Annotated in this window: 20 protein-coding genes; 10 read left to right on the top strand and 10 right to left on the bottom strand. The window is 64.8% G+C overall.

What is annotated here, in order from left to right; all coding sequences use genetic code 11:
* The first annotated feature begins 112 nt into the window (after positions 1 to 112).
* Complete coding sequence (locus QGV55_RS12895) at positions 113 to 1669, top strand: BCCT family transporter (protein WP_281016384.1); 1557 nt, start codon at positions 113 to 115, stop codon at positions 1667 to 1669.
* A gap of 83 nt (positions 1670 to 1752) precedes the next feature.
* Here the strand turns inward: QGV55_RS12895 and betB are convergent, their stop codons facing one another.
* Complete coding sequence (betB, locus tag QGV55_RS12890; RefSeq protein ID WP_281016385.1) at positions 1753 to 3207, bottom strand: betaine-aldehyde dehydrogenase; 1455 nt, start codon at positions 3205 to 3207, stop codon at positions 1753 to 1755.
* Positions 3208 to 3371: 164 nt separating this feature from the next.
* Here betB and QGV55_RS12885 point away from each other — a divergent pair, with 164 nt between their 5' ends.
* Together QGV55_RS12885 and QGV55_RS12880 are read left to right on the top strand one after the other, a co-directional pair.
* Positions 3372 to 4259 (top strand): DMT family transporter, encoded by an 888-nt coding sequence (locus tag QGV55_RS12885; RefSeq protein ID WP_281016386.1) that lies wholly within the window; start codon positions 3372 to 3374, stop codon positions 4257 to 4259.
* Complete coding sequence (locus tag QGV55_RS12880; protein WP_281016387.1) at positions 4256 to 4942, top strand: 2OG-Fe(II) oxygenase; 687 nt, start codon at positions 4256 to 4258, stop codon at positions 4940 to 4942. Before QGV55_RS12885 ends, QGV55_RS12880 begins: the two co-directional genes overlap by 4 nt.
* Before the next feature lie 25 nt (positions 4943 to 4967).
* Here QGV55_RS12880 and QGV55_RS12875 read toward each other — a convergent pair whose 3' ends face one another.
* Both QGV55_RS12875 and QGV55_RS12870 read right to left on the bottom strand, forming a co-directional pair.
* Entirely contained in the window at positions 4968 to 5606 is a 639-nt protein-coding gene (locus tag QGV55_RS12875) for a uracil-DNA glycosylase (RefSeq protein ID WP_281016388.1), read from the bottom strand.
* A gap of 9 nt (positions 5607 to 5615) precedes the next feature.
* A complete protein-coding gene (locus QGV55_RS12870) occupies positions 5616 to 6257 on the bottom strand; it encodes an NYN domain-containing protein (RefSeq protein WP_281019959.1) in 642 nt (213 codons plus the stop codon).
* A 189-nt stretch (positions 6258 to 6446) separates the two neighbouring features.
* Between QGV55_RS12870 and folK the strand changes: the two genes are divergently transcribed.
* From folK to QGV55_RS12855, 3 genes are read left to right on the top strand one after another with little or no spacing between them, the layout of a single operon-like run.
* Entirely contained in the window at positions 6447 to 6989 is a 543-nt protein-coding gene (gene folK, locus QGV55_RS12865) for a 2-amino-4-hydroxy-6-hydroxymethyldihydropteridine diphosphokinase (protein WP_281016390.1), read from the top strand.
* 48 nt (positions 6990 to 7037) lie between these two features.
* Positions 7038 to 7352 (top strand): DNA-directed RNA polymerase subunit omega, encoded by a 315-nt coding sequence (gene rpoZ / locus QGV55_RS12860; RefSeq protein ID WP_348637606.1) that lies wholly within the window; start codon positions 7038 to 7040, stop codon positions 7350 to 7352.
* Positions 7353 to 7388: 36 nt separating this feature from the next.
* Positions 7389 to 9518, top strand: a complete 2130-nt coding sequence (locus QGV55_RS12855; protein ID WP_281016391.1) for a bifunctional (p)ppGpp synthetase/guanosine-3',5'-bis(diphosphate) 3'-pyrophosphohydrolase — start codon at positions 7389 to 7391, stop codon at positions 9516 to 9518.
* Between the two features lie 25 nt (positions 9519 to 9543).
* Here the strand turns inward: QGV55_RS12855 and QGV55_RS12850 are convergent, their stop codons facing one another.
* From QGV55_RS12850 to QGV55_RS12840, 3 genes are read right to left on the bottom strand one after another with little or no spacing between them, the layout of a single operon-like run.
* Entirely contained in the window at positions 9544 to 9990 is a 447-nt protein-coding gene (locus QGV55_RS12850) for a GNAT family acetyltransferase (protein WP_281016392.1), read from the bottom strand.
* Entirely contained in the window at positions 9980 to 10744 is a 765-nt protein-coding gene (locus tag QGV55_RS12845; RefSeq protein ID WP_348637697.1) for a Sir2 family NAD-dependent protein deacetylase, read from the bottom strand. Before QGV55_RS12845 ends, QGV55_RS12850 begins: the two co-directional genes overlap by 11 nt.
* Before the next feature lie 34 nt (positions 10745 to 10778).
* Positions 10779 to 11342, bottom strand: coding sequence for an ABC transporter substrate-binding protein (locus QGV55_RS12840; protein ID WP_281016394.1), 564 nt, complete (start codon positions 11340 to 11342; stop codon positions 10779 to 10781).
* A gap of 225 nt (positions 11343 to 11567) precedes the next feature.
* Between QGV55_RS12840 and QGV55_RS12835 the strand changes: the two genes are divergently transcribed.
* From QGV55_RS12835 to metH, 3 genes are read left to right on the top strand one after another with little or no spacing between them, the layout of a single operon-like run.
* Positions 11568 to 12602, top strand: coding sequence for a metalloregulator ArsR/SmtB family transcription factor (locus QGV55_RS12835; RefSeq protein WP_281016395.1), 1035 nt, complete (start codon positions 11568 to 11570; stop codon positions 12600 to 12602).
* On the top strand, positions 12599 to 13522 hold the full coding sequence (gene metF / locus QGV55_RS12830) for a methylenetetrahydrofolate reductase [NAD(P)H] (protein WP_281016396.1): 924 nt from the start codon (positions 12599 to 12601) through the stop codon (positions 13520 to 13522). The genes QGV55_RS12835 and metF overlap by 4 nt, the downstream gene beginning before the upstream one ends.
* A complete protein-coding gene (metH, locus tag QGV55_RS12825; protein WP_281016397.1) occupies positions 13519 to 17007 on the top strand; it encodes a methionine synthase in 3489 nt (1162 codons plus the stop codon). Before metF ends, metH begins: the two co-directional genes overlap by 4 nt.
* A 312-nt stretch (positions 17008 to 17319) precedes the next feature.
* Here the strand turns inward: metH and QGV55_RS12820 are convergent, their stop codons facing one another.
* A complete protein-coding gene (locus QGV55_RS12820) occupies positions 17320 to 18345 on the bottom strand; it encodes an LLM class F420-dependent oxidoreductase (protein ID WP_281016398.1) in 1026 nt (341 codons plus the stop codon).
* Between the two features lie 177 nt (positions 18346 to 18522).
* Between QGV55_RS12820 and QGV55_RS12815 the strand changes: the two genes are divergently transcribed.
* Positions 18523 to 19725 (top strand): aspartate transaminase, encoded by a 1203-nt coding sequence (locus QGV55_RS12815; RefSeq protein WP_281016399.1) that lies wholly within the window; start codon positions 18523 to 18525, stop codon positions 19723 to 19725.
* A gap of 296 nt (positions 19726 to 20021) precedes the next feature.
* On the opposite strand, the gene QGV55_RS12810 is transcribed toward QGV55_RS12815, so the two are convergent.
* Genes QGV55_RS12810 through QGV55_RS12800 form a run of 3 tightly spaced genes read right to left on the bottom strand, consistent with a single transcriptional unit; the run spans position 20022 to position 22380 of the window.
* Positions 20022 to 20516 (bottom strand): thioesterase family protein, encoded by a 495-nt coding sequence (locus QGV55_RS12810; RefSeq protein WP_281016400.1) that lies wholly within the window; start codon positions 20514 to 20516, stop codon positions 20022 to 20024.
* Positions 20513 to 20713, bottom strand: coding sequence for a DUF1289 domain-containing protein (locus QGV55_RS12805; RefSeq protein ID WP_281016401.1), 201 nt, complete (start codon positions 20711 to 20713; stop codon positions 20513 to 20515). The genes QGV55_RS12810 and QGV55_RS12805 overlap by 4 nt, the downstream gene beginning before the upstream one ends.
* Positions 20713 to 22380, bottom strand: coding sequence for a thiamine pyrophosphate-binding protein (locus tag QGV55_RS12800; RefSeq protein WP_281016402.1), 1668 nt, complete (start codon positions 22378 to 22380; stop codon positions 20713 to 20715). The genes QGV55_RS12805 and QGV55_RS12800 overlap by 1 nt, the downstream gene beginning before the upstream one ends.
* Positions 22381 to 22465: the final 85 nt, after the last annotated feature.

Raw genomic sequence — 22465 nt, 5'->3', positions numbered from 1 at the left:
GGCATGTTCCGGCAAGCGGGGCCCGAGATTTCCGCACCCGGGACGGTCAGGAGGCTCAGTGCCTGGCCCGTTTGAGGGCGAGGCGATGGGATAATCGAGAGGGAGGTCTTCAATGTCTGACATTGTACCTGATTCCGACTTCGAACCCGGACAACACAACGTGCAGATCATGGGACTGGATGTTCACAATCCGGTCTTCTTCGTGTCTGCGGTTCTGATTGTCGGGTTTGTCATACTGGTGCTGATGTTTCCGGCCGGATCGGCCGAGTTCTTCGGTGATCTGCGGCCCTGGCTGACATCGACCTTCGACTGGGTCTTCATGGGTGCGGCGAATATCTTCGTGTTGTTCTGCCTGTTTCTTGTGGTCTCGCCGCTGGGCAGGATCCGACTGGGGGGCAAGGATGCCAGGCCGGAGTATTCCTACACCGGCTGGTTCGCCATGCTTTTTGCTGCGGGCATGGGCATCGGCCTGATGTTCTTCGGCGTGCTGGAGCCCGTGAACCACTTCCTCAGTCCGCCGCTGGGGGTCGATCCGGCGGATACGGAGGCAGCCATGTCCATGGGCATGGCGGCGACGATATTCCACTGGGGTCTGCACCCCTGGGCGATCTATGCCGTGATCGCGCTGGCACTGGCCTTCTTCACCTACAGCCGGGGACTCCCCCTGACCATCCGCTCCGCCTTCTATCCGATCCTGGGGGAGCGTGTCTGGGGCTGGCCGGGCCATGTCATCGATACGCTGGCGGTCTTTGCCACCCTGTTCGGTCTTGCGACCTCGCTCGGCTTCGGGGCGGAGCAGGCAAGCGCCGGTCTGGATTACCTGTTCGGCATTCCCGCGACGGATCTGACCAAGATCATCCTGATCGCCGGTATCACCGCAGTGGCCCTGCTTTCGGTCCTGGCGGGACTGGATGGTGGCGTGAAGCGGCTGTCGGAACTGAACATGGTGCTGGCGCTGATCCTGATGCTCTTCGTCATCGTTGTCGGGCCGACGCTGTTCATCATCTCCGGCTTCTTCAACGGCCTCGTCGACTATGCGGTGGCGCTGCCAGAACTGAGCAACTGGGTCGGGCGCGACGACACAGGGTTCATGCATGGCTGGACCACGTTCTACTGGGCCTGGTGGATTTCCTGGTCGCCGTTCGTCGGCATGTTCATCGCCCGCGTTTCCAAGGGGCGGACGGTGCGTGAATTCATCATCTGCGTCCTGATCGTGCCGACCATTGCCTGCGTGCTGTGGATGAATGTCTTCGGTGGCACGGCGATCTGGCAACATGTGGAGAATGGCTACGGCGGCGTCGTGGACACGGTGACCAACTGGCAGCCGGAACTTTCGCTGTTCAAGATGGCGGAGGTACTGCCGCTGACCAATGTCGTGTCCTTCATCGGCATCGTGCTGGTGATCGTCTTCTTCGTGACCTCGTCCGATTCCGGTTCGCTGGTCATCGACACGATCACGGCAGGTGGCAAGATTGATGCGCCGGTGGCCCAGCGGGTGTTCTGGTGCGTCTTCGAGGGGCTGGTTGCCATCACCCTGTTGCTCGGCGGTGGCCTGGGATCACTGCAGGCAGCGGCGATCGCAACGGGCTTCCCCTTTGCGATCATCATGGTGGTGATGTGTTACTGCATCTACAGGGGATTGAGCGCGGAGCGAAAGCTCGGCCTCTGATCCGTTCCATGGACCAGCCGATCAGGGGTGCCGGTGGCGATCACCGGCACCCCTTCTTTCTGCGGGGCATCCGCCGATGGAAATCAGTAGGGCGCTTCGACCGGGCCCAGGCCGACATGCACGCTCTTGGTCCGCGTGTAGTACTCGATGGCCGCATGACCGTTCTCGCGCCCCAGACCTGACTGCTTGACGCCGCCGAAGGGCATCTCGATGGGGGTCAGATTGTAGGTATTGACCCAGACCGTCCCGGCCTGAAGCTGCGCCGCGACCCGGTGCGCGCGGCTCAGGTCATTCGTCATCAGTCCCGCCGCCAGGCCGAATTCGGTGGCATTGGCGCGGGCGATCACCTCGTCCTCGTCCTCGAAATCCAGCACCGACATGACGGGGCCGAAGATCTCCTCCTGCGCGATCACCATGTCGTCGCGGACTCCGGCGAAGACCGTCGGCCGCATGAAGGCACCACGGTCATAGATGCCGCCCGTCAGCCGTTCCCCGCCGGTCAGGACCTGCGCGCCCGCCGCCTTGCCCTGTTCGACATAGGCCAGCACCTTCTCCAGATGCGCGGCGGAGATCATCGCCCCGACATGGGTTGCCGGATCCTTCGGGTCGCCGACGATCATGGCTTCCGTCCGGCGCACAAGCTGTTCCAGGAAAGCGTCGCGGATGCTTGCGTGCACGAAGACGCGGGTGCCGTTGGTGCAGATTTCCCCCTGGGTATAGAAGTTGGCCAGCATGGCAGCCGAGACAGCGTCGTCCAGATTGGCATCGGCAAAGACGATCAGCGGCGACTTGCCGCCAAGCTCCATGGTGACGGCCTTCAGGCTGTCGGCGGCCCCGGTCATGACCCGCTTGCCCGTGCCGACCGAACCGGTGACGGAAACCTTGGCGATGCCGGGATGGGTAGCCAGGGCCGCCCCGACGGTCCCCGCGCCATTGACGACATTGTAGAGGCCCCGGGGGACACCGGCCTCATGAATGATGCCGGCCAGTTCCATCGCGGTCAGTGGAGTCATCTCGCTGGGCTTGAAGACCATGGCGTTGCCGCAGGCGAGGGCGGGCGCCGCCTTCCAGCTCGCGATCTGGATCGGGTAGTTCCAGGCGCCGATGCCGGCACAGACTCCCCATGGCTCGCGACGGGTGTAGATCAGCGTATCCGGCAGGTCGATGCTCTCCCCGCGAATGCTGCGTGCCACCCCGGCGAAGAAGCGGAAGCAGTCCGCCGCACTGTCGATGTCGGCCTCCGGCGCTTCCGAGATCGGCTTGCCCGTATCGGCGACTTCCAGTTCCGCCAGTTCCTGCCGACGGTCGGTCAGGGCGTCGGCGATACGGTTCAGGATCGCGGCCTTGTGGGCGCCATCCGTGGCCTGCCACTCCCGTTGGGCCGCGGCGGCGGCGGCAACAGCGCTGTCGATGTCATCCGCCGTTGCGGTGGAAACCGTCGCCAGCGTCTCACCGGTCGCCGGATCAATGCTCTCGAATGTGGTTCCGCCGCTGTCAGGCACTGCCTGACCGTCGATGAACTGACCGATCCTGCGCATTGTCGTCTCCCGTTCCATGTCGATGCAGCCATGCCGGGCCACCGCCGCCAAGGCAAGCGGATTGTGCAAAGAGGCTTTGACAACAAGGGGCGGGAAGCCGATGCAGGCGGAAACGGGCAGGGTCGTGCAGGCGAGACCTTGAAGGGGAGTGAGACCGGATGCGCATGGGTGCGTTGGAGTGGACGATGATGCTGGCGCTCTCGCTGCTCTGGGGGGCGACCTTCTTCTTCGTCGAGATTGCGCTGACCGAGGTCGGGCCCTTCACCCTGGTGCTGGGGCGGGTGGCCTGCGGTGCCACGGTCCTCTGGATTGTCGTGCTGGTCTCCGGTGTTGCCTTGCCGCGCACACTGGCCGACTTCCGGGACCTGCTGGTGATGGGCCTGCTGAACAATGCCATACCCTTCACGCTGATCTTCTGGGGCCAGACCTGGATCACCGGTGGTCTGGCCTCTGTCCTGAATGCCACCACACCGCTCTTCGTCGTGATCGTTGCGCACCTGCTGACACAGGATGAAAAGGCAACCGTCACGCGGACTGCCGGGGTCGTCCTGGGCATGGGGGGCGTCGCGGTGCTGGTGGGTCCGGATGCCTTTCACGGGCTTGACGGCAGCCTGATTGGCCAGATCGCGGTGCTCTGTGCCGCGCTCTGCTACAGCTTCGCCGGTGTGTATGGCCGCCGTCTGAAACGCTTTGCCCCGACGGTTTCCGGGGCCGGCATGCTGACGTCGTCCACCCTGATCATGCTGCCGGTCGCCCTGTTCGTGGAGGGGGTGCCGACGGCGGTGCCGGGCGTCGGCGTCCTGCTGGCCTGGGTGACGCTCGGGACGTTCTGCACGGCGCTGGCCTATATCCTCTACTTCCGCATCCTGGCCACCGCCGGGGCGACCAATCTCATGCTGGTGACCATCATGATTCCGCCGAGCGCCATGGCCCTGGGTGTCATCTTCCTGGATGAACAGGTCACGCCGTCCACCGCCGTCGGGTTCCTGCTGATCTTCGCGGGTCTGCTCTGTGTCGATGGCCGGGTCTTCGACAGGTTCATCCGGGCATGAACGTGCAGGACTGGAACAGGATCCGATCGGAGCTGGACCAACGCGGGTTTGCGCGGTTGCCGGGCCTGCTCGATACCGGGGAAACTGCTGCCCTGCGTCCCCTGTTTGCCGAAGACAAGCCATTCCGCAACCATGTGATCATGCAGCGGCATGGCTACGGACAGGGCAGTTACAAGTACTTTGCCTATCCGCTGCCGAAGGGTGTGGCCGACCTCCGACGCCACGCCTATGCCGAACTGGCGCCATTGGCCAACCAGTGGATGGACCGCATGGGAAAGGCCGAACGGTTCCCCGACAGGCACGAGGACTATCTGGCGGCCTGCCACCAGGCGGGTCAGGTGCGACCGACACCGCTGCTGCTTGACTACGGACCCGGAGACTACAATCGCCTGCACCAGGACCTGTACGGGGAGATGCATTTTCCCATCCAGCTTGTCGTCATGCTCAGCGCGCCGGACGCCTACAGGGGCGGGGCATTTGTCCTGACTGAAGCGCGCCCGCGCATGCAGTCCCGCGCGGAGGCAATCATGCTGGACGAAGGCGAAGGCCTGCTGTTTGCGGTCAATCAGCGGCCCGTGCCGGGCAAGCGCGGGGATTTTCGCGTGACCATGCGCCATGGTGTTTCCACCGTGACTGCAGGACACCGCCAGACCCTGGGCGTGATCTTCCACGACGCCCGATAGGGCCAGCGGTCGGGGGCCGGGAGCTTCAGTCGTCCATCCGCGCGCTGAGCGCCGCCAGCACGTCGGCGAACATTTCCGCTGTCAGCCGGTTGGTGTTCACGTTGTAGCGGGAGCAGTGGTAGCTGTCGGCCAGCAGCAATCCGTTCGGCAACAGATGCATCGCACCATGGCCGAAGGCATGATCCTTCTGCCGCAGTCCGAAGGTGCGGATCACGGCCTCATGGGCGAACCGGCCCAGCGCCAGCAGCGCCTGAAGGTTCGCCATTGCCGCGATCTCGGCCACCAGGTACGGGCGACAGGTCTTGGCTTCGTCCCCGGTCGGCTTGTTGGCCGGGGGAACGCAGCGCACCGCGTTGGTGATGCGGCAATCCGCAAGTTCCAGCCCGTCGCCGGGATGCGCGCCATAGGTCCCGCGTGCGAAACCGGCATCGATCAGCGACGGGTAGAGCAGGTCACCCGCATAGTCGCCGGTGAAAGGCCGAGCGGTCCGGTTCGCTCCCTTCAGCCCGGGGGCGAGTCCGACCACAAGCAAGCGTGCCCCGATATCGCCAAAGGCCGGGACCGGACCATTGTGAAAGTCGGGATAGGCAGCCTGGTTGTCCTGCCGGAACGCGACCAGACGCGGGCACAGGGTGCAGTCCGGGGCCGGTTCATGCGCGGTCATGGCCGGATGTCAGCTGACCAGTTCATCATCGTAGTCGTCGTCGTCCTCATCATCGCGGACGGTGCCGCGCGGGGCATCGTCACGGCGCGGATTCTGCGGGCGCACGAAGCCTTCCCGCCCGATCAGCGGCTGCAGCGTCTGCAGTTCGATGAAGCGGTCAGCCTGCCTGCGCAGCTCATCGGCGATCATCGGCGGCTGGGTCTTGATCGTGCTGACAACGGTGCAGCGCAGGCCACGGCGCTGCACGGCCTCCACCAGGCTGCGAAAATCGCCGTCGCCGGAGAACAGGACCGCGTGATCGATGAAACCGGCCATTTCCATCATGTCGATGGCCAGTTCGATGTCCATGTTGCCCTTGACCTTGCGTCGTCCGTCATGGCCGACGAACTCCTTCGCGGGCTTCGTCACCATCGTGAAACCGTTGTAGTCCAGCCAGTCGACCAGCGGGCGCAGGGGAGAATATTCCTGATCCTCCAGCAGCGCCGTGTAGTAGAAGGCGCGGACCAGATTGGTGTGCCTGGCGAATACCGTGCGCAGCTTCCGATAGTCGATGTCGAAGTTCAGGGTGCGGGCTGCGGCATAGAGATTGGCACCGTCAATAAAAAGGGCCACCTTCTCGGAAGGGTAAAATCCGAGGTCGAGATCAGACATTTGCAAAACCGTTTCAATGAATTATCCATGGCGCTCCGCGTTCCACCGGATCGCGACACCTGATGGCGCAATCGAGCCGGTTCAGGACCTTTGTCGGAGCTATCCCTGCATAGGCTGGAAGGCTTGGAAATGCCAGTGAAAACCACGCCTGACGGACAGGGTGAACGGGCTGCGCGCCGGGAGGACGGGATGATCTTGATAGGACTGGGTGGCAACCTGCCCCACCCCGACTACGGACCGCCGGAGAACACGCTGGAGGCAGCGCTGGAACGCCTGTCGGATCGTGGGGTTCATGTCGCGGCGCGATCGCGCTGGTACGTCACGCCGCCGTTCCCGCCGTCCATCTCGCCGCAGCCCTGGTACGTCAATGGCGTGGCCCGGCTGGAGACGGCGGAAGAGCCGGGGCGGCTGCTGCAGATCCTGCACGAGATCGAATGGTCGTTCGGGCGCGTGCGGCAGGAACGCTGGGCACCGCGCTGGATCGACCTGGATCTGCTGGCCCATGGCACCAGTGTTCTCAGCGCCACCGGTATCCATGGCGTGCCGCAGCTGCCACATCCGCGGATGGCTGATCGGGCGTTCGTGCTGCTGCCCTTGCGGGAGGTCGCACCGCACTGGCGGCATCCGGTCTCTGGCCAGACCGCAGCCGACATGCTTCAGATGGCCGACGCCAGTGGTGTGAGCCTGCTGGAAGCCGAAAAAGAAGTTGCAGGCGCGGCGGCGAGCCGTTAGAGACCCTGAACTTTCCAGAATTGCGCAACCTGTGCCGGAGGTGCCTTCATGGCCCGCGTTACCGTTGAAGACTGTATCGACAAGGTTTCGAACCGTTTCGATCTCGTGCTGCTGGCCGCCCAGCGTGCCCGCGCGATCTCGAGCGGCTCGGAAATTCTGGTCGAGCGCGACAACGACAAGAACCCGGTGGTCGCCTTGCGTGAGATCGCGGAGGAGAAGGTCAGCACCAAGGAACTCGGTGATGCCCTGATCGCCAGCTACCAGCGCCATGTGGAGCGCGACGAGCCGGAAGAGGACGACCTTGCCACACGCATGCGTCGTGAACTTGCTGCCCTGGCCGCAGGCGACCAGAGCGGCGGCTGATGACGCCGCATCGGGTGATGCGATAGGCTTCGCCCCATGATGCGCCAGATGCAGCTGGTGGAACGGGTCCTGAGCTATGACCCGAAAGCCCGCGAAGACCTGATCAACAAGGCCTATGTCTTTGCCGTGCGTGCGCACGGCAGCCAGAAGCGCGCGTCCGGTGATCCCTATTTCAGTCACCCGGTCGAGGTCGCCGGAATCCTGACCAACTACCGGCTGGATACCGAGACCATCGTCACCGCGCTGTTGCACGACACCATCGAGGATACGCTGGCAACGCCGGAGGAAATCGAGCGTGAGTTCGGTCCGCATGTGGCGCAACTGGTCGATGGCGTCACCAAGCTTTCCAAGATGGAACTGAAGTCGGATCAGACCCAGCAGGCGGAGAATTTCCGCAAGCTGCTGCTGGCCATGTCCGATGACATCCGCGTCCTGGTGGTGAAGCTGGCCGACCGGCTGCACAACATGCGCACGATCGGTTACCTGAAGCCGGAGAAGGCGCAACGGATCGCCCTGGAAACCCGGGAGATCTACGCCCCGCTGGCCGAGCGCGTCGGCATGAACGACATCAAGGAAGAGCTGCTGGACCTGTCCTTCCAGGTTCTGGACAAGAAGGCCTGGGACTCGATCGACGAGCGGCTGAAGCAACTGCGGCGCCAGGCAGGCAACCTGATCCTGCGCATGCAGCTCGCCTTGCAGGAGACGGTCAAGACGACCGGCCTGATCGCGGAGATCAAGGGGCGGGAGAAACGCCACTTCTCGATCTGGCGCAAGCTGCAGGAAAAGCGGATCACGTTCGAGCAGCTTGCCGATGTCTATGCCTTCCGCATCATCGTCGACGACGCGGATGCCTGCTATCGCATGCTGGGCGCGATCCATCAGCGCTATCCGATGGTGCCGGACCAGTTCGATGACTACATCTCGATCCCGAAGCGCAATGGCTACCAGTCGCTGCATACGGTCGTGCTGGGGCCGGAGGGGGTCCGGACGGAGATCCAGATCCGCAGCCGGGAGATGCATGAACGCGCCGAGTTCGGTGTTGCGGCGCACTGGCACTACAAGTCCGGTGGCGGCAAGGGATCGCAGCCGAGCGCGGAGCAGGAACGCTGGTTGCGCGAACTGCTGGAGATCCTGAACGAGGCATCGGATTTCGACGAGTTCCTGGAGAACTCGAAGCTGAACATGTACGCCGACCAGGTCTTCTGCTTCTCCCCCAAGGGACGGCTGATCCAGTTGCCGGCCGGTGCGACGCCGGTCGACTTTGCCTATGCGGTGCATACCGATCTGGGCGACACCTGTGTCGGGGCGAAGGTCAACGGTCGCGTTGCGCCGCTGCATGCCCAGCTTCGCAACGGCGACCAGATCGAGGTGCTGACCTCCACCGAGCAGTCGCCGCAGCCGCTCTGGGAGGAATTCGTCGTCACTGGCAAGGCCCGCAGCGCCATCCGCCGCGCCACGCGCCAGAGGGTGAGGGCGGAACATCAGGAGGTGGGGCGTCGGCTGCTGGACACCACGTTCCAGGCGGCGCGCCGCAGGCCCACGGCGAAGAACCTGAAGACCGTGCTGCAATCCCTGCGGCTTGATTCCCTCGGTGAGCTCTACGAGGGCGTCGGGACCGGCACGATTTCCTCCCGCGATGTCCTGGGTATGCTGTACCCGAGCGAACGCTCGCGGCGGCGCTCCCTGGCCCGCCCGAAGAAGACGGTTGCGAATGATGCCGTTCCCGTCAGGGGGCTGACGCCGGGCGTCGGTGTCACCTTCTCCACCTGCTGCCACCCGATCCCCGGCGACCGGATCGTCGGTATCAATGACGCGGGCAAGGGCATTCATGTCCATGCCATCGATTGCGCCACGCTGGAACTCTATCAGGACGTGCCGGAACGCTGGCTCGACGCTGCCTGGACCGGCGATGCGGCGGCGTCGCAGAATTACGTGGCGCGGATCGAGGCGGAGATCGCCAACCGCCGCGGCATGCTCAGTCGTACCACCAGCCTGATCGCGGAGCAGGACGGCAACATTGCCAACATCAGCACCAGCCGCCGCACCGACGACTTCTTCCGCATGGTGATCGACATCGAAGTGCGCGACGTGCAGCACCTGACGGACATCATCAGCGCGCTGGCGGGCGAACCCGGCATGTCACGGGTGGAGCGGGTGCGGGGGTAGGCGAGCGCCTGCCTGGCGGTACCGGCTACTGCGCGTTGCCGTTCAGCCACTTCGCCCGAACCGTGACGTCCTGCGCCTCGTACCCGAGACGGTCGTAGAACCCCAGCGCCGCAGTATTGTCGGTGCGCACCATCAGTTCGACCTTGGGGCAGCCCTGGCCGCGCAGGAAGTCCTCCGCCACCGCGACCAGCGCCCTTGCGATGCCCTTGCCGCGCTGCGCGGGGTCAGCGGCCAGATAGTACATCCAGCCACGATGGCCGTCGTAGCCGACCATCAGGGTCCCGGTGATGCGATCCGCGTCCCTGTGGATGAACAGTTCCGATGTCGCCGTATCCAGCGAACGCAGAATGTCCGCTGCCGGATCGTTCCAGGGCCGGGTCAGACCGCAGGCGGTCCAGAGGTCGATGACCTGATCGCGGTCGTCGGTCCGATAGGGGCGGATGGCACCGCTGTCCGTTGGCTCAGTTGACATTGACCGCGGTGCCGAGGGTAGGCCCGATCTCCGCGTTCAGCACCAGATCGGCAAAGCGGTCCAGGTCGGTGGGGTCGCGGTTCAGGATGACCAGCCCGGCGCCATTCTCCTTCGCCAGTCGCGGGAATCCGGCAGCGGGATAGACCACGAGGGACGATCCCAGAACGATGCAGAGGTCGGCGGCAAGCGTTTCGCGCTCCGCCCGCTCCATCTCCGCGATCGGCATGCTCTGTCCGAAGGAGATCGTGGCCGTCTTCACGATGCCGCCGCAGTTCCTGCAGTGGGGCAGGGTGCCGTCTGCCTCGAAGTGTTTGCGGATCAGGTCCAGTTCGTGACGCAGCCCGCAGTCCAGGCAGGTGGCATAGGTGGAGTTGCCATGCAGCTCGATCACCTTCTCGTCCGGCACGCCGCTGGCCTGATGCAGGCCATCGACGTTCTGGGTGATGATGGCGCTGGCCTTGCCGTCGCGGATCAGTTTCTCCACGGCCCGGTGGCCCCGGTTGGGTGTTGCACTGGCGAAGGTTTCCTCCATGGCGAACTTGCGCCGCCATGACTCGCGGCGCATGTCCTCCCGCGCTATGAAGTCGCCGAAGTCGATGGGCTGGTTCTTGGTCCAGAGACCGCCGGGACTGCGGAAATCGGGAATGCCGGACTCGGTGGAGATTCCGGCCCCGGTGAAGAACACGATCCGGTTGGCATCCCTGATCAGGGTCTGGAGCGCGGCAACATCGTCCGCACTGGCGAAACCTTCCATGGCCATGCCTCCCCCTTCCCGGAATTCTCCGGGACTACTTGCTGTTCTGGGCGCGCAGCCTGACCAGCAGGGCCTCGACATTGCCGCCATTGTTGGCAATGACGGCGCCGAATTCCGAGCGCTGGCTGATCGCCATGCTGACACCTTCCACCAGCACATCGACGATCTTCAGTTCACCGCCGCGATCCAGCACCCGCCAGTCGACCTTCACAGGCTCGCCCTGGGGCTGTTCGATCACCGAACTCACCATTGTCTCATTGTCGCTGATCGGGTTGGCGCCGGTGATGCGCAGGGTCTGGCCGGCATAGGAATTCAGACGGTTCGCATAGGTATTGATCACATAGTCCTCGAACAGGCTGACGTACTCGGTCTTCTGTTCCGGCGTTGCCACCCGCCAGTAGCGGCCAAGCACGATGCGGGCGACCAGTGGCAGATCGAAGCCCCTGGTGAACAGTTCCGCGAATTTCTGCGTCCGCGCGCTCGGGTCTGTATCCGGGTCTGCCAGGATCATGACCGCAGTCCCGCCCAGCCGCTCGACCATCTGTTTCGGCGATTCCGCAGACATGACCGGTGCGGTGGCAAACAGCGCGAAAGTCATGAACACCATTGCCAGCGGTCGAATGAGAGCATTTCGAGTCATGGTCCGATGATTCCCTGATCCGTTCTGGGCCGGATGAAACGTCGAACAGGTCTGTCAGGTCAAGGTCCGCGAGGCCCGGAGGCGTACCTGAGATCACTTGAAAAGCCCGGTACACCCGATCTGTCGCGCTGGAGCCACAGGATTGCTCTTGTGAATATAAAGAAATGTGCATATCCTGATTTCATGGCTGAACAGAAACATATCAGGCTCGACTCCGGAAACGTCACGCCGTCGCCCGCGCCGCTGGCACCCAGGACGGGTGGCAGCATGCCCATGGCGGATCTGGTGCTGGCGCTGAAGGCGGCGAGTGACGAGACCCGGCTGAAACTGCTGGCGCTCTGCCGCCGGTCGGAACTGACCGTGTCGGAACTGGTCTGGATCCTCGGCCAGAGCCAGCCGCGGGTTTCACGCCATCTGAAGCTTCTCTGCGACGCCGGCCTGCTGGAACGCGCGCGGGAAGGGGCCTGGGTCTACTACCGGCTCTCCCTCGACGGGGCGCACGCTGTTCTGGCCAGCGCGCTGGATGACCTGATCGAACAGGGCGACCCGGATCTCGCCACCGAGCTGGTGCGCCTGGACAATGTCCGCCAGCAGCGCGCCAGCCGTGCCCAGGACTATTTCAGCCGTAACGCCGCCCGCTGGGACGAAGTGCGAAAGCTGCATGTCAGCGAACGTGAGGTGGAGACCGCGCTGCATGCGGTGCTGGGCACCGACGACATCGACGACATGCTGGACCTTGGCACGGGCACCGGTCGGCTGCTCTCCGTCCTTTCCGGGCGGGTGGAACGTGCCGTCGGCGTTGATCTGAACCCTGAGATGCTGTCCATCGCCAGGGCAGCACTGGACACGCCGGAACATCAGCATGTGCAGGTGCGGCAGGGCGACATCCTGCGTCTGCCCTTCGCACCAGGCAGCTTCGATCTGGTCACCGCGCATCAGGTCCTGCATTTCATGGACGAACCGCGCCAGCTTGTCGCCATCGCGGCGTCGATGCTGCGGTCCGGCGGACGGCTGGTCGTCGTCGATTTCCTGCCGCACACGCAGGAGGACCTGCGCACTGAACACGCACACCGTCGCCTCGGCTTTGGCGACGACGAGATCCGGGCCTGGTTCACCGAGGCCGGCCTGACACCCGAACACACCCTTCACCTGCCGGGCAGGACGCTGACGGTCGGACTCTGGTCCGCCACCCGCGCTGCCGGGGATCAAGAGGCATGAGCATGTTGATGAAGAATGTCGCCAGCGGACCCGCGCTGGAAATCTCGCTGGAGTTCTTTCCGGCGAAGACCGAACAGGGGGCGGCAAAGCTGCCCCGCATCGCGCGGGAGCTTGCGACCACGGCACCGGCCTTCTTCTCGGTCACCTATGGTGCGGGGGGAACGACCCAGACCGGCACACTGGAGACCATCCAGGCCATCAGCGGCGCAACCGGCCTCCAGGGTGCCGCGCATCTGACCGCCGTGGCCCAGTCGAAGGCAACGGTGGACGCGGTGGCGCGTGACTATCTGGCTGCCGGTGTCAGCCGCATCGTCGCCCTGCGCGGCGATCCGCAGAACGGTGACACGACCTACCGCCCGCACCCGGAAGGGTACGCCAACGCCGCCGATCTGGTGGCCGGCCTGCGGCGGATCCATGACTTCGACATCTCGGTCGCGGCCTACCCGGAGGTTCACCCCGACTCCCGCGACAGCGCCGCTGATCTGGACAACCTCAAGTCCAAGTTCGACGCCGGAGCCAACCGTGCCATCACGCAGTTCTTCTTCGATGCGGATGCCTATCTGCGGTTCCGCGATGCGGCGACCGCGCGGGGCATCTGGCAGCCGATCCTGCCCGGCATCCTGCCGATCCGTGATCTGGAGCAGTTGCGGCGCTTTGCAGCCGGCTGTGGCGCGGTGATTCCGGACTTCGTCGTGCGCCGGATCGAGGCGGCGGGCGACAGCCGCAGGGATCGCCAGCGGGTCGCCGTCGATCTGGCCGCCGAACTGTGTCAGCGGCTGGCCCGGCACGGTGTTCCCGGCTTCCATTTCTATACCCTGAACCAGTCCGACATGGTGACGGAGGTCTGCCGCCGGATTGACGTGGCGCAGACCGGCGACCGGATCGCACTTTCCGGGACGGAGGCATCGGCGCGGGCATGAGTGATCTGATCGAGGCTCTGAAGAGCGACGTCCTGCTTTGTGACGGCGCCATGGGCAGCCGTGTGCAGGCCATGGGGCTGGACATTGAAGTCGACTACGGCGGGCAGGAAAACTGCACCGAGATCCTGAACCGGACCCGGCCCGACATCGTGCGGGAAATCCACCGTGGCTACGTCGAATCTGGTTCCGACATCATCCAGACCAATACCTTTGGCGCGTCGCCCATCACGCTGGGCGAGTTCGACCTGACGGATGAGGCATTCGATCTGAACCAGCGCGCTGCCCGGCTGGCGCGGGAGGTGGTGGACGAGGCGCGGCAGGCGGATGGCGTCCGCCTCTACGTGCTCGGCTCCATCGGTCCCGGCACCAAGCTGCCGAGCCTGGGCCATATCGCCTATGACGATCTCGAGGCGGCCTATCGCCTGCAGGCCGATGGGCTGATCTCCGGCGGGGTCGATGGCATTCTGATCGAGACCTGCCAGGATCCGCTGCAGATCAAGGCGGCGGTGAATGGCGCGAAGGACGCGCGCAAGGCTGCCGGTGTCGATGTGCCGGTGATTGTCCAGGTCACCGTGGAGACCACGGGGACGATGCTGGTCGGCGCCGACATTGCCGCCGCCGCGACCATCCTGAAGGCGATGAGCGTCGATGCCATCGGTCTGAACTGCGCCACCGGCCCGAAGGAGATGATGGAGCACGTCCGCTTCCTCTCGGAAAGCGTCGATGTGCCGATCACGGTGCAGCCGAACGCCGGACTGCCGGAGCTGATCGACGGGGAGACGGTCTATCCCCTGCGCCCGGACGAACTGGCCGAATGGCTGCGCCGCTTCGTCTCGGACTTTGGCGTCAATCTGATTGGTGGCTGTTGCGGCACCACGCCGGAACATATCCAGGCGCTGGACCGGATGCTGAGCGATCTCGGTCGCAACCGCCGTCGTCCGGAACCGGCCCCGCGCACGCCCGAATGGACGCCGTCCATTGCATCACTCTTCACCCAGACGCCGCTGCGCCAGGAAAATGCTGTGCTGGCCATCGGGGAACGCTGCAACGCCAACGGGTCGCGCAAGTTCCGGGAACTGCAGGCGGCGGAGAACTACGACGCCTGTGTCGCCATGGGCCGTGATCAGGAAGGCGAGGGCAGTCATGCCATCGACCTCTGCGCCGCCTATGTCGGGCGCGACGAGATCGCCGACATGACGGCATTGCTCTCGCGCATGCGGGGCAGCCTGACGGCACCGCTGGTGATCGATTCCACCGAACTGCCGGTGCTGGAACACGCCCTGAAACTCTATGGCGGCAAGGCGGTCATCAATTCCTTCAACTTCGAGGACGGGGAGGAACCGGCCGACGCCCGGCTGACCCTCGCGCGCCGTTTCGGGGCGGCCATGATCGCCCTGACCATCGACGAGGACGGCATGGCCAAGCGGGCCGAGGACAAGCTGCGCGTGGCGAAGCGGCTGCACGATGTCGCCGTGAACCGCCATGGGCTGCCGGCCAGTGACCTGATCATCGACCCGCTGACCTTCACCATCTGCACGGGCAACGAGGATGACCGTAAGCTGGGCCTCTGGACCCTGGACGCCATCGAGCAGATATCGAAGGAACTGCCCGACTGCCAGATCCTGCTGGGCCTCTCCAACATCTCCTTCGGCCTGAATGCGGCGGCGCGGCATGTGCTGAACTCGGTCTTCCTGGACCACGCGATGAAGCGGGGGCTGAACGCCGCGATCCTGCATGCGTCGAAGATCGTGCCGCTGCACCAGATCCCGGAGGCCGAGGTGAAGGCCGCGGAGGACCTGATCTTCGACCGCCGTGCCGAAGGCTATGATCCTCTGGAAGCCTTCATGGAACTGTTTCAGGACCGCAAGGTCGCCAAGACCGTGAAACAGCGGGCGGAGACGGTGGAAGAGCAGCTCAAGGACCGGATCATCGACGGTGACGGGCAGGGCCTTGCGGAAGATCTCGACACCGCCATGAAGACCCATCCGCCGCTCGACATCATCAACAACATCCTGCTGGGTGGCATGAAGGTGGTGGGTGAACTGTTCGGTGCGGGGAAGATGCAGCTGCCGTTCGTGCTGCGCTCCGCCGAGGTCATGAAGGCCGCGGTGGCGCATCTGGAACCGCACATGGAGAAGATCAAGGGGCAGGAGAAGGGCACCATCGTCCTCGCCACCGTGAAGGGTGACGTGCATGACATCGGCAAGAACCTCGTCGATATCATCCTGACCAACAACGGCTACCGGGTCGTCAACCTGGGGATCAAGCAGCCGCTGAACAACATCGTCGATGCGGCGAAGGCGGAGAAGGCCGATGCCATCGGCATGTCGGGCCTGCTGGTGAAATCCACCGTCATCATGCGCGAGAACCTGCAGCAGATGGCAGCAGAGGGGCTGGATATCCCGGTCATCCTCGGCGGTGCGGCGCTGACCCGGAAATATGTCGAGCAGGATTGTCTGGAGGCCTATGGCGGCCAGAGGGTTGCCTATGCCCGCGATGCCTTCGACGGGCTGAAGATGATGGACCTGATCGGCACCGGCACGTTCGACGACCATGTCGCATCCGCGTCGGAGACCCGTGCGGCGCGACCCTCCACCCGCAAGGCCGTCGGTCGCCCCTCCGAAGGTGTCACCCGGCCGGTGGACTTCGAGGAGATCAGCCTGCGGCGGGCAGAACTGCACCAGGATCACGTACCGCCGAAGCCGCCGTTCTGGGGCGGACGCCGGATCGATCACGTCGATCCCCGTGCGCTGCTGCCCTATCTGAACGAGACCATGCTGTACCAGTTCCAGTGGGGCTTCCGGAAGGCCGGGCGCGACCGGGAGGACTATCGGAAATGGGCGGAGCGTGAAGTCCGACCGATCATGCATCAGATGCTGGCGCGCTGCCGGGAAGAGAAGATCCTGACGCCGAAGGCGGCCTATGGATACTGGCCCGCCGCCAGCGAACGCGATGATCTGGTGCTGTTCGACCCGGAATCGGAGAAGGAAGTCGCCCGTTTCTCCCTGCCCCGGCAGAACCGGGAAGGGGGACTCTGCATCGCCGATTTCTATCCGGAGGCGGAGACGGGGCGCCGGGACGTGATCGGGCTGCAGCTCGTCACCATGGGCACCCGCGCCTCCGACGTGGCACGGGAATGGTTCGCGCAGGACAAGTATCAGGACTACCTCTACCTGCACGGCCTGTCGGTCGAAATGGCAGAGGCGATGGCCGAGATGGTCCATGCGCGCATCCGGTCCGAACTTGGTTTCGGGTCGGAGGACGCGACGGACCCGCACGCCCTGCTCAAGCAGGGCTATCGCGGCTCCCGCTATTCCTTCGGCTACCCGGCCTGCCCGAATCTGGAGGATCAGGCCGCTATCCTGGACCTCGTCGGCGCATCAGCCATCGGCGTGGAGGTGGCGGAGGAAGGCCAGCTGCATCCGGAGCAGTCGACTTCAGCGATTGTGGTTCTGCATCCGCAGGCGAAGTACTTCTCGGTCTGACCCGACGCTCCCACTCCTGCTCTGACGCTCGCGGACCTGATCCGCGAGCCCGGACGCCCACGTTTGCGCGGCACCATGGGTGCCCGGATCAAGTCCGGGCACGGCGTCGGTGGGATGGAGATGTGGTTCCCGACTTCGCCCCTTCGCGACGCTCGCGGACTTGATCCGCGAGCCCAGTCTCCCACGCTTGCGCGGCGCTGCTGGGTACCCGGGTCAAGCCCGGGCACTGCGAGGTGGAAAGTGGGACCGTCGGGTCATCCTCTCCACCTCTAACGACTCCCGAGGACCCGAGTTGCGGACCGCGAAGGGCCGCTACCGGTCCAGCAGCAGTTCGGCGAAGGTCTCCAGATCGCCCTCCGCCTTTGGCCAGACCATCAGGCCGGTGACGGGGCTGTCGTCCCAGGCGGCGAGTTGCTGGCGAATCCGATCCTTCGGTCCGACCAGCGCAATCTCGTCCACCAGTTCGTCAGGGACTGCGGCCACCGCCTCCCGCTTCTTGCCGTCCAGAAAGAGGTCCTGGATCTTGCGGGCGGCGTCGGCGTAGCCCATGCGGACGATCAGTTCGTTGTGGAAGTTGCGGTCCTTCGCCCCCATGCCGCCGATGTAGAGGGCGAGGTTCTTCTTCACCTCCAGCCGTCCGGCCTCCAGATCGTCCGTGATATGCAGCTTCATCGGATAGAGGATCTCGAACCCTTCCGGCCGGCTGGCGATGTTCTCCGCATAGACCTCCTGCCGCCAGGGTGAGTAATAGAGCGGATACCAGCCATCACAGGTCTCTGCCGCCATGGTGACGTTCTTCGGCCCCTCGGCACCCAGAAAGATCGGCAGATTGGCGCGCAGCGGATGGGTGATCGGTTTCAGCGGCTTGCCCAGACCCCAACTGCCGGGTGCGTCCGCCGGGTAGGGCAGCGTGTAATGGGGGCCGGGGCCGACCACCGGCTGCTGGCGCTCCAGCACCTGGCGGATGATCGAGATATATTCGCGGGTGCGGGACAGGGGCTTGGCGAAAGGCTGGCCGTACCACCCCTCCACCACCTGCGGACCCGAGACCCCGAGGCCGAGGATCATGCGACCCTGGCTCAGGTGATCCAGCGTCAGGGCATGCATCGCCGTGGCGGTCGGTGTACGGGCTGAAATCTGCACGATGGCCGTGCCGAGCTTGATGGTGCTGGTATGCGCGCCGACCCAGGCGAGGGGCGTCAGGGCGTCGGAGCCATAGGCTTCCGCCGTGAAGAATCCCCAGTAGCCCAGCTTCTCCGCCTGTTGCGCCGTGCCGATGATGTTGGCGGGCGGTTCCGCACCCCAGTATCCGGTCATCAGTCCCAGTTTCAGTGACATGTACCTGGCCCTCCCCGGCCGATTGCCGTTCTGTCGCGGCTCAGCGACTGCATTTCCTGCAGGCTGCAAGCTTGAATGCTGCACTGCACAGGCGTACGGTCCCGCCGCGCGGTGATGCCGCGTCGCGCCCGGTGCAAGGTCTGCGCGGGTGCGGTCCACGGACCATGGAGCAAGAACATGTCCATCCTCGCCTCTTCCCTCAGCCGCATCAAGCCATCGCCGACCATCGCGGTCACTGCCAAGGCCCGTGAGCTGAAAGCGGCGGGCAAGGACGTGATCGGGCTTGGTGCCGGGGAACCGGATTTCGATACGCCGGACAATATCAAGGAGGCGGCGATCGCCGCCATCCGTGAAGGCCAGACGAAGTACACGGACGTGGACGGCACGCCCGCGCTGAAGCAGGCCATCGTTGCCAAGTTCAAGCGGGAGAACGGGCTGGACTACGAAACCAGCCAGATCACCGTCGGCACTGGCGGCAAGCAGATTCTCTACAACGCGCTGATGGCGACCATGAACGAGGGTGACGAGGTCCTGATCCCGGCCCCCTACTGGGTGTCCTACCCGGACATGGTGCTGCTGGCCGGCGGAACCCCTACCTTTGCCTCTGCCGGCGCCAACGAGGGCTTCAAGCTGCGCCCCGAGGTGCTGGAGGAAGCGATCACGCCGAAGACCAAGTGGCTGATCATGAACAGCCCCTCCAACCCCTCCGGTGCCGGTTACACCCGTGACGAACTGGCGGCCCTGGGGGAGGTGCTGAAGCGGCATCCGCATGTCTGGGTCATGACCGACGACATGTACGAACACCTCGTCTATGACGACTTCGAGTTCACGACCATCGCCCAGGTGGTGCCGGAACTTAAGGATCGCACCCTGACGGTGAACGGTGTCTCCAAGGCCTATGCCATGACCGGCTGGCGCATCGGCTATGCCGCCGGTCCCGTGGAACTGATCAAGGCCATGGGCAAGATCCAGTCGCAGTCGACCTCCAATCCCTCATCGGTCAGCCAGGCCGCGGCGGTGGAGGCCCTGAACGGGCCGCAGGACTTCATCAGCGAACGCCGCAAGGTCTTCGAGCAGCGCCGCAATCTGGTCGTGGAAATGCTGAACGCGGCGGAGGGGCTGCACTGCCCGACGCCGGAAGGGGCCTTCTACGTCTATCCGTCCTGCGCCGGTTGCATCGGCAAGAAGACGCCGGAGGGCAAGGTGATCGAGACCGATACCGATTTCGTTACCTACCTGCTGGAAAGCGTCGGTGTGGCCTGCGTGCAGGGTGAAGCCTTCGGCCTCGCCCCGCATTTCCGCATCTCCTACGCGACCTCGACGGAAGCCCTGACGGAAGCCTGTTCCCGCATCCAGAAAGCCTGCGCCGCGCTGGTCTGAGGCCACTTTCCTCAAACGAGAGCTGCCACCCACAACGACGTCGCCGCCGGACTCGATCCGGCGGCCCAGCGGTGCTGCGCACAGGTGGGAGACTGGACACCCGGGTCAAGCCCGGGTGAGGCGTGGGATGGTGTGGAGATACACGTCAGGCCAGCCATGCCCGCCACCCACACTGACGTCGCCGCCGGACTTGATCCGGCGGCCCAGCATTGCCGCTCAGGTGTCAGAGACCGGATACCTGGGTCGAGCCCGGGTGCGGCGTGAGGTGGTGTGGCGGCGGCCCGATCGGCGGTACCCTATCCCTTCCGGCGCTGGTTGAGACCGATGTGGCGTCCGGCTTCCGGCGGGGGTGTCAGCTTGCCGTGGACTTCCGCAATTTCCGCCAGACGCTGCTGGACCACATCGGCCATGGGCGCGGTGCGGCGGGTGGCGCGGCTGACATGCAGCGACATCAGTTCGTTGGTGGCGGCGCGAAAGCCTTCCCTGCCGTGGATCATCTCGTGGATGTAATGGATGCGCTTCGCATCGTGGCCCAGCAGGGTGGTGCGGAACGTCAGCGGATCACCCTCCCGCACTTCCTGCAGGTAGTTGATGTGGGCCTCCAGCGAGAAGGTGCTGACCTGCTCCGCCTCCCGGTGGGCCGGGGTCAGGCCGCAGGCGTCGAGAAAGGCGTCGGTCGCATGGTCGAACACGACCATGTAATAGCCCATGTTCATGTGGCCATTGTGGTCGATCCACTCGGGCCGGACATGGTCGGTATGGATCTCGAAGGGTGCGGTGATAGGGATCATGCGCGTTTCTCCTTTTCCGCAGTCAGCGCGATACGACGGGCCTCCGCCTGTTGTGCAATCTCCCAGCGGCGGTCGTCGTCGGCACGGGACCATTCACCGATCTCGGCGCGGTTGCGGTAGCAACCGATGCACATGTCCCGACCGGGATCGAGAATGCAGACGGAGATGCAGGGGGAGGGGACGGTGGCGCGCGCCATCAGCCCTTGTCCATTCCCGCCTTCGCCCGCAGGCCGGAGATGGTGGCCGTGGGGGACAGCACGTCCGGGTCGATGCGGATCTCGATCAGGCTCGGTCCGCTTGCGGCCAGCCCTTTCTCCAGCGCGGGGAAGAAGTCTTCCGTCTTCTCCACCACGGTCCCGTCCATGCCATAGGCGTGGGCGATGGCGGCGAAGTTCGGGTTCTTCAGTTCCGTCGCGATCTCGCGGCCGGTGTAGTCCCGTTCCTGGTGCATGCGGATGGTGCCGTACATGCCGTTGTTCACGACGATGAAGACGATGGGCAGATCGTACTGCACGGCTGTCGCGAACTCCTGCCCGTTCATCATGAAGCAGCCGTCGCCGGAGAAGCTGATGACATGGCGGTCGGGGTGGGTCAGCTTCGCCGCCACGGCGGAGGGCACGCCATAGCCCATGGAGCCGGAGGTGGGGGCCAGCTGGGTGCGCCAGCGCTTGTGGCGCATGAAACGGTGCACCCAGGTGATGCAGTTGCCGCCGCCGTTGGTGACGATCGTGTCCGGGGGCAGGTTCTCGGAGATGTGGTGAATGATCTCCGCCAGTTGCACGTCACCGGCCATGGGGATCGGCGTGGACCATTCGAGGAACCGCTGATGCGCCTCCGCGATCACGCCCCTGTCCGCGCGGACAGCCATGCCCTCCACGGCGCGGGCGAAGGCGGCGGGGGTGGCGACCAGCCCCAGATCGGCCTGGTAGACCCGGCCGATCTCCTCCGGATCCGGATAGACGTGAATCAGTGTCTGCTTCGGGCGCGGAATGTCGAAGTGGCTGTAGCGTCCGGTGGTCATTTCCCCCAGCCGCGCGCCGACACAGATAACCAGGTCGGCGGTGGTGATGCGGCGCACCAGTTCCGGGTCAGGCCCGATGCCGGAGACGCCCATGTAGGCCGGTGCCGTATTGTCGATGAAGTCCTGACAGCGGAACGACGTGCAGACCGGCATGTCGTTGGCGGCGCAGAAGGCGGCCAGCCGGTCCGCCGTGTCCTGTGACCAGCGCGACCCGCCGACGATCATCACGGGCCGCTCCGACCCCGCCAGCATTTCCTCGAACCGTTTCATGTCCTCTGGCGTCGGTGCGATCTCCGGGGTGCGCCACGGGGTGCCGACCGCCGCCTCCACCGCGTCCCGCAGCATGTCTTCCGGCAGGGCAAGGGCCACCGGGCCGGGGCGGCCGGCTGTGGCATTGTGAAACGCGCGGCTGACATATTCCGGCACCCGGACCGCATCCTCGATCTGGCCGGTCCATTTGGTCAGCTGTTCGAACAGCCGCCGGTAGTCGATTTCCTGAAACGCTTCCCGATCCACCTGCTCCCGCGCTACCTGGCCGATGAACAGGATCATCGGTGACGAGTCCTGAAACGCGATGTGCAGACCGGGGGAGGCATTGGTGGCACCCGGGCCGCGGGTGACGAAACAGATGCCGGGGCGGCCCGTCAGCTTGCCATAGGCCTCCGCCATCATCGCCGCGCCACCTTCCTGGCGACAGGTGATCAGCCGGATGGAAGGCTGGTCGTAGAGGGCATCAAGCGCGGCGAGATAGCTTTCGCCGGGGACGCAGAACGCCAGATCCGCCCCGTGCTTCGCCAGGCTGTCGACCAGCAGTTGCCCGCCCGTCCTGTGATTCGTGGCCATGTGATGCGCTCCCCCCAAAGGCTGCTGCCCGTCCCGGACAGGCTGTTTGTCGGACGCTATGGTTTTCGGCCTGTCGGTGCAACAT

The organism is Minwuia sp. IMCC3009, from assembly GCF_029909415.1.
Lineage (GTDB): Bacteria > Pseudomonadota > Alphaproteobacteria > Minwuiales > Minwuiaceae > Minwuia.
The sequence above is the reverse complement of the archived record's forward strand: the minus strand, read 5'-3'. Positions and strand labels throughout refer to the sequence as shown.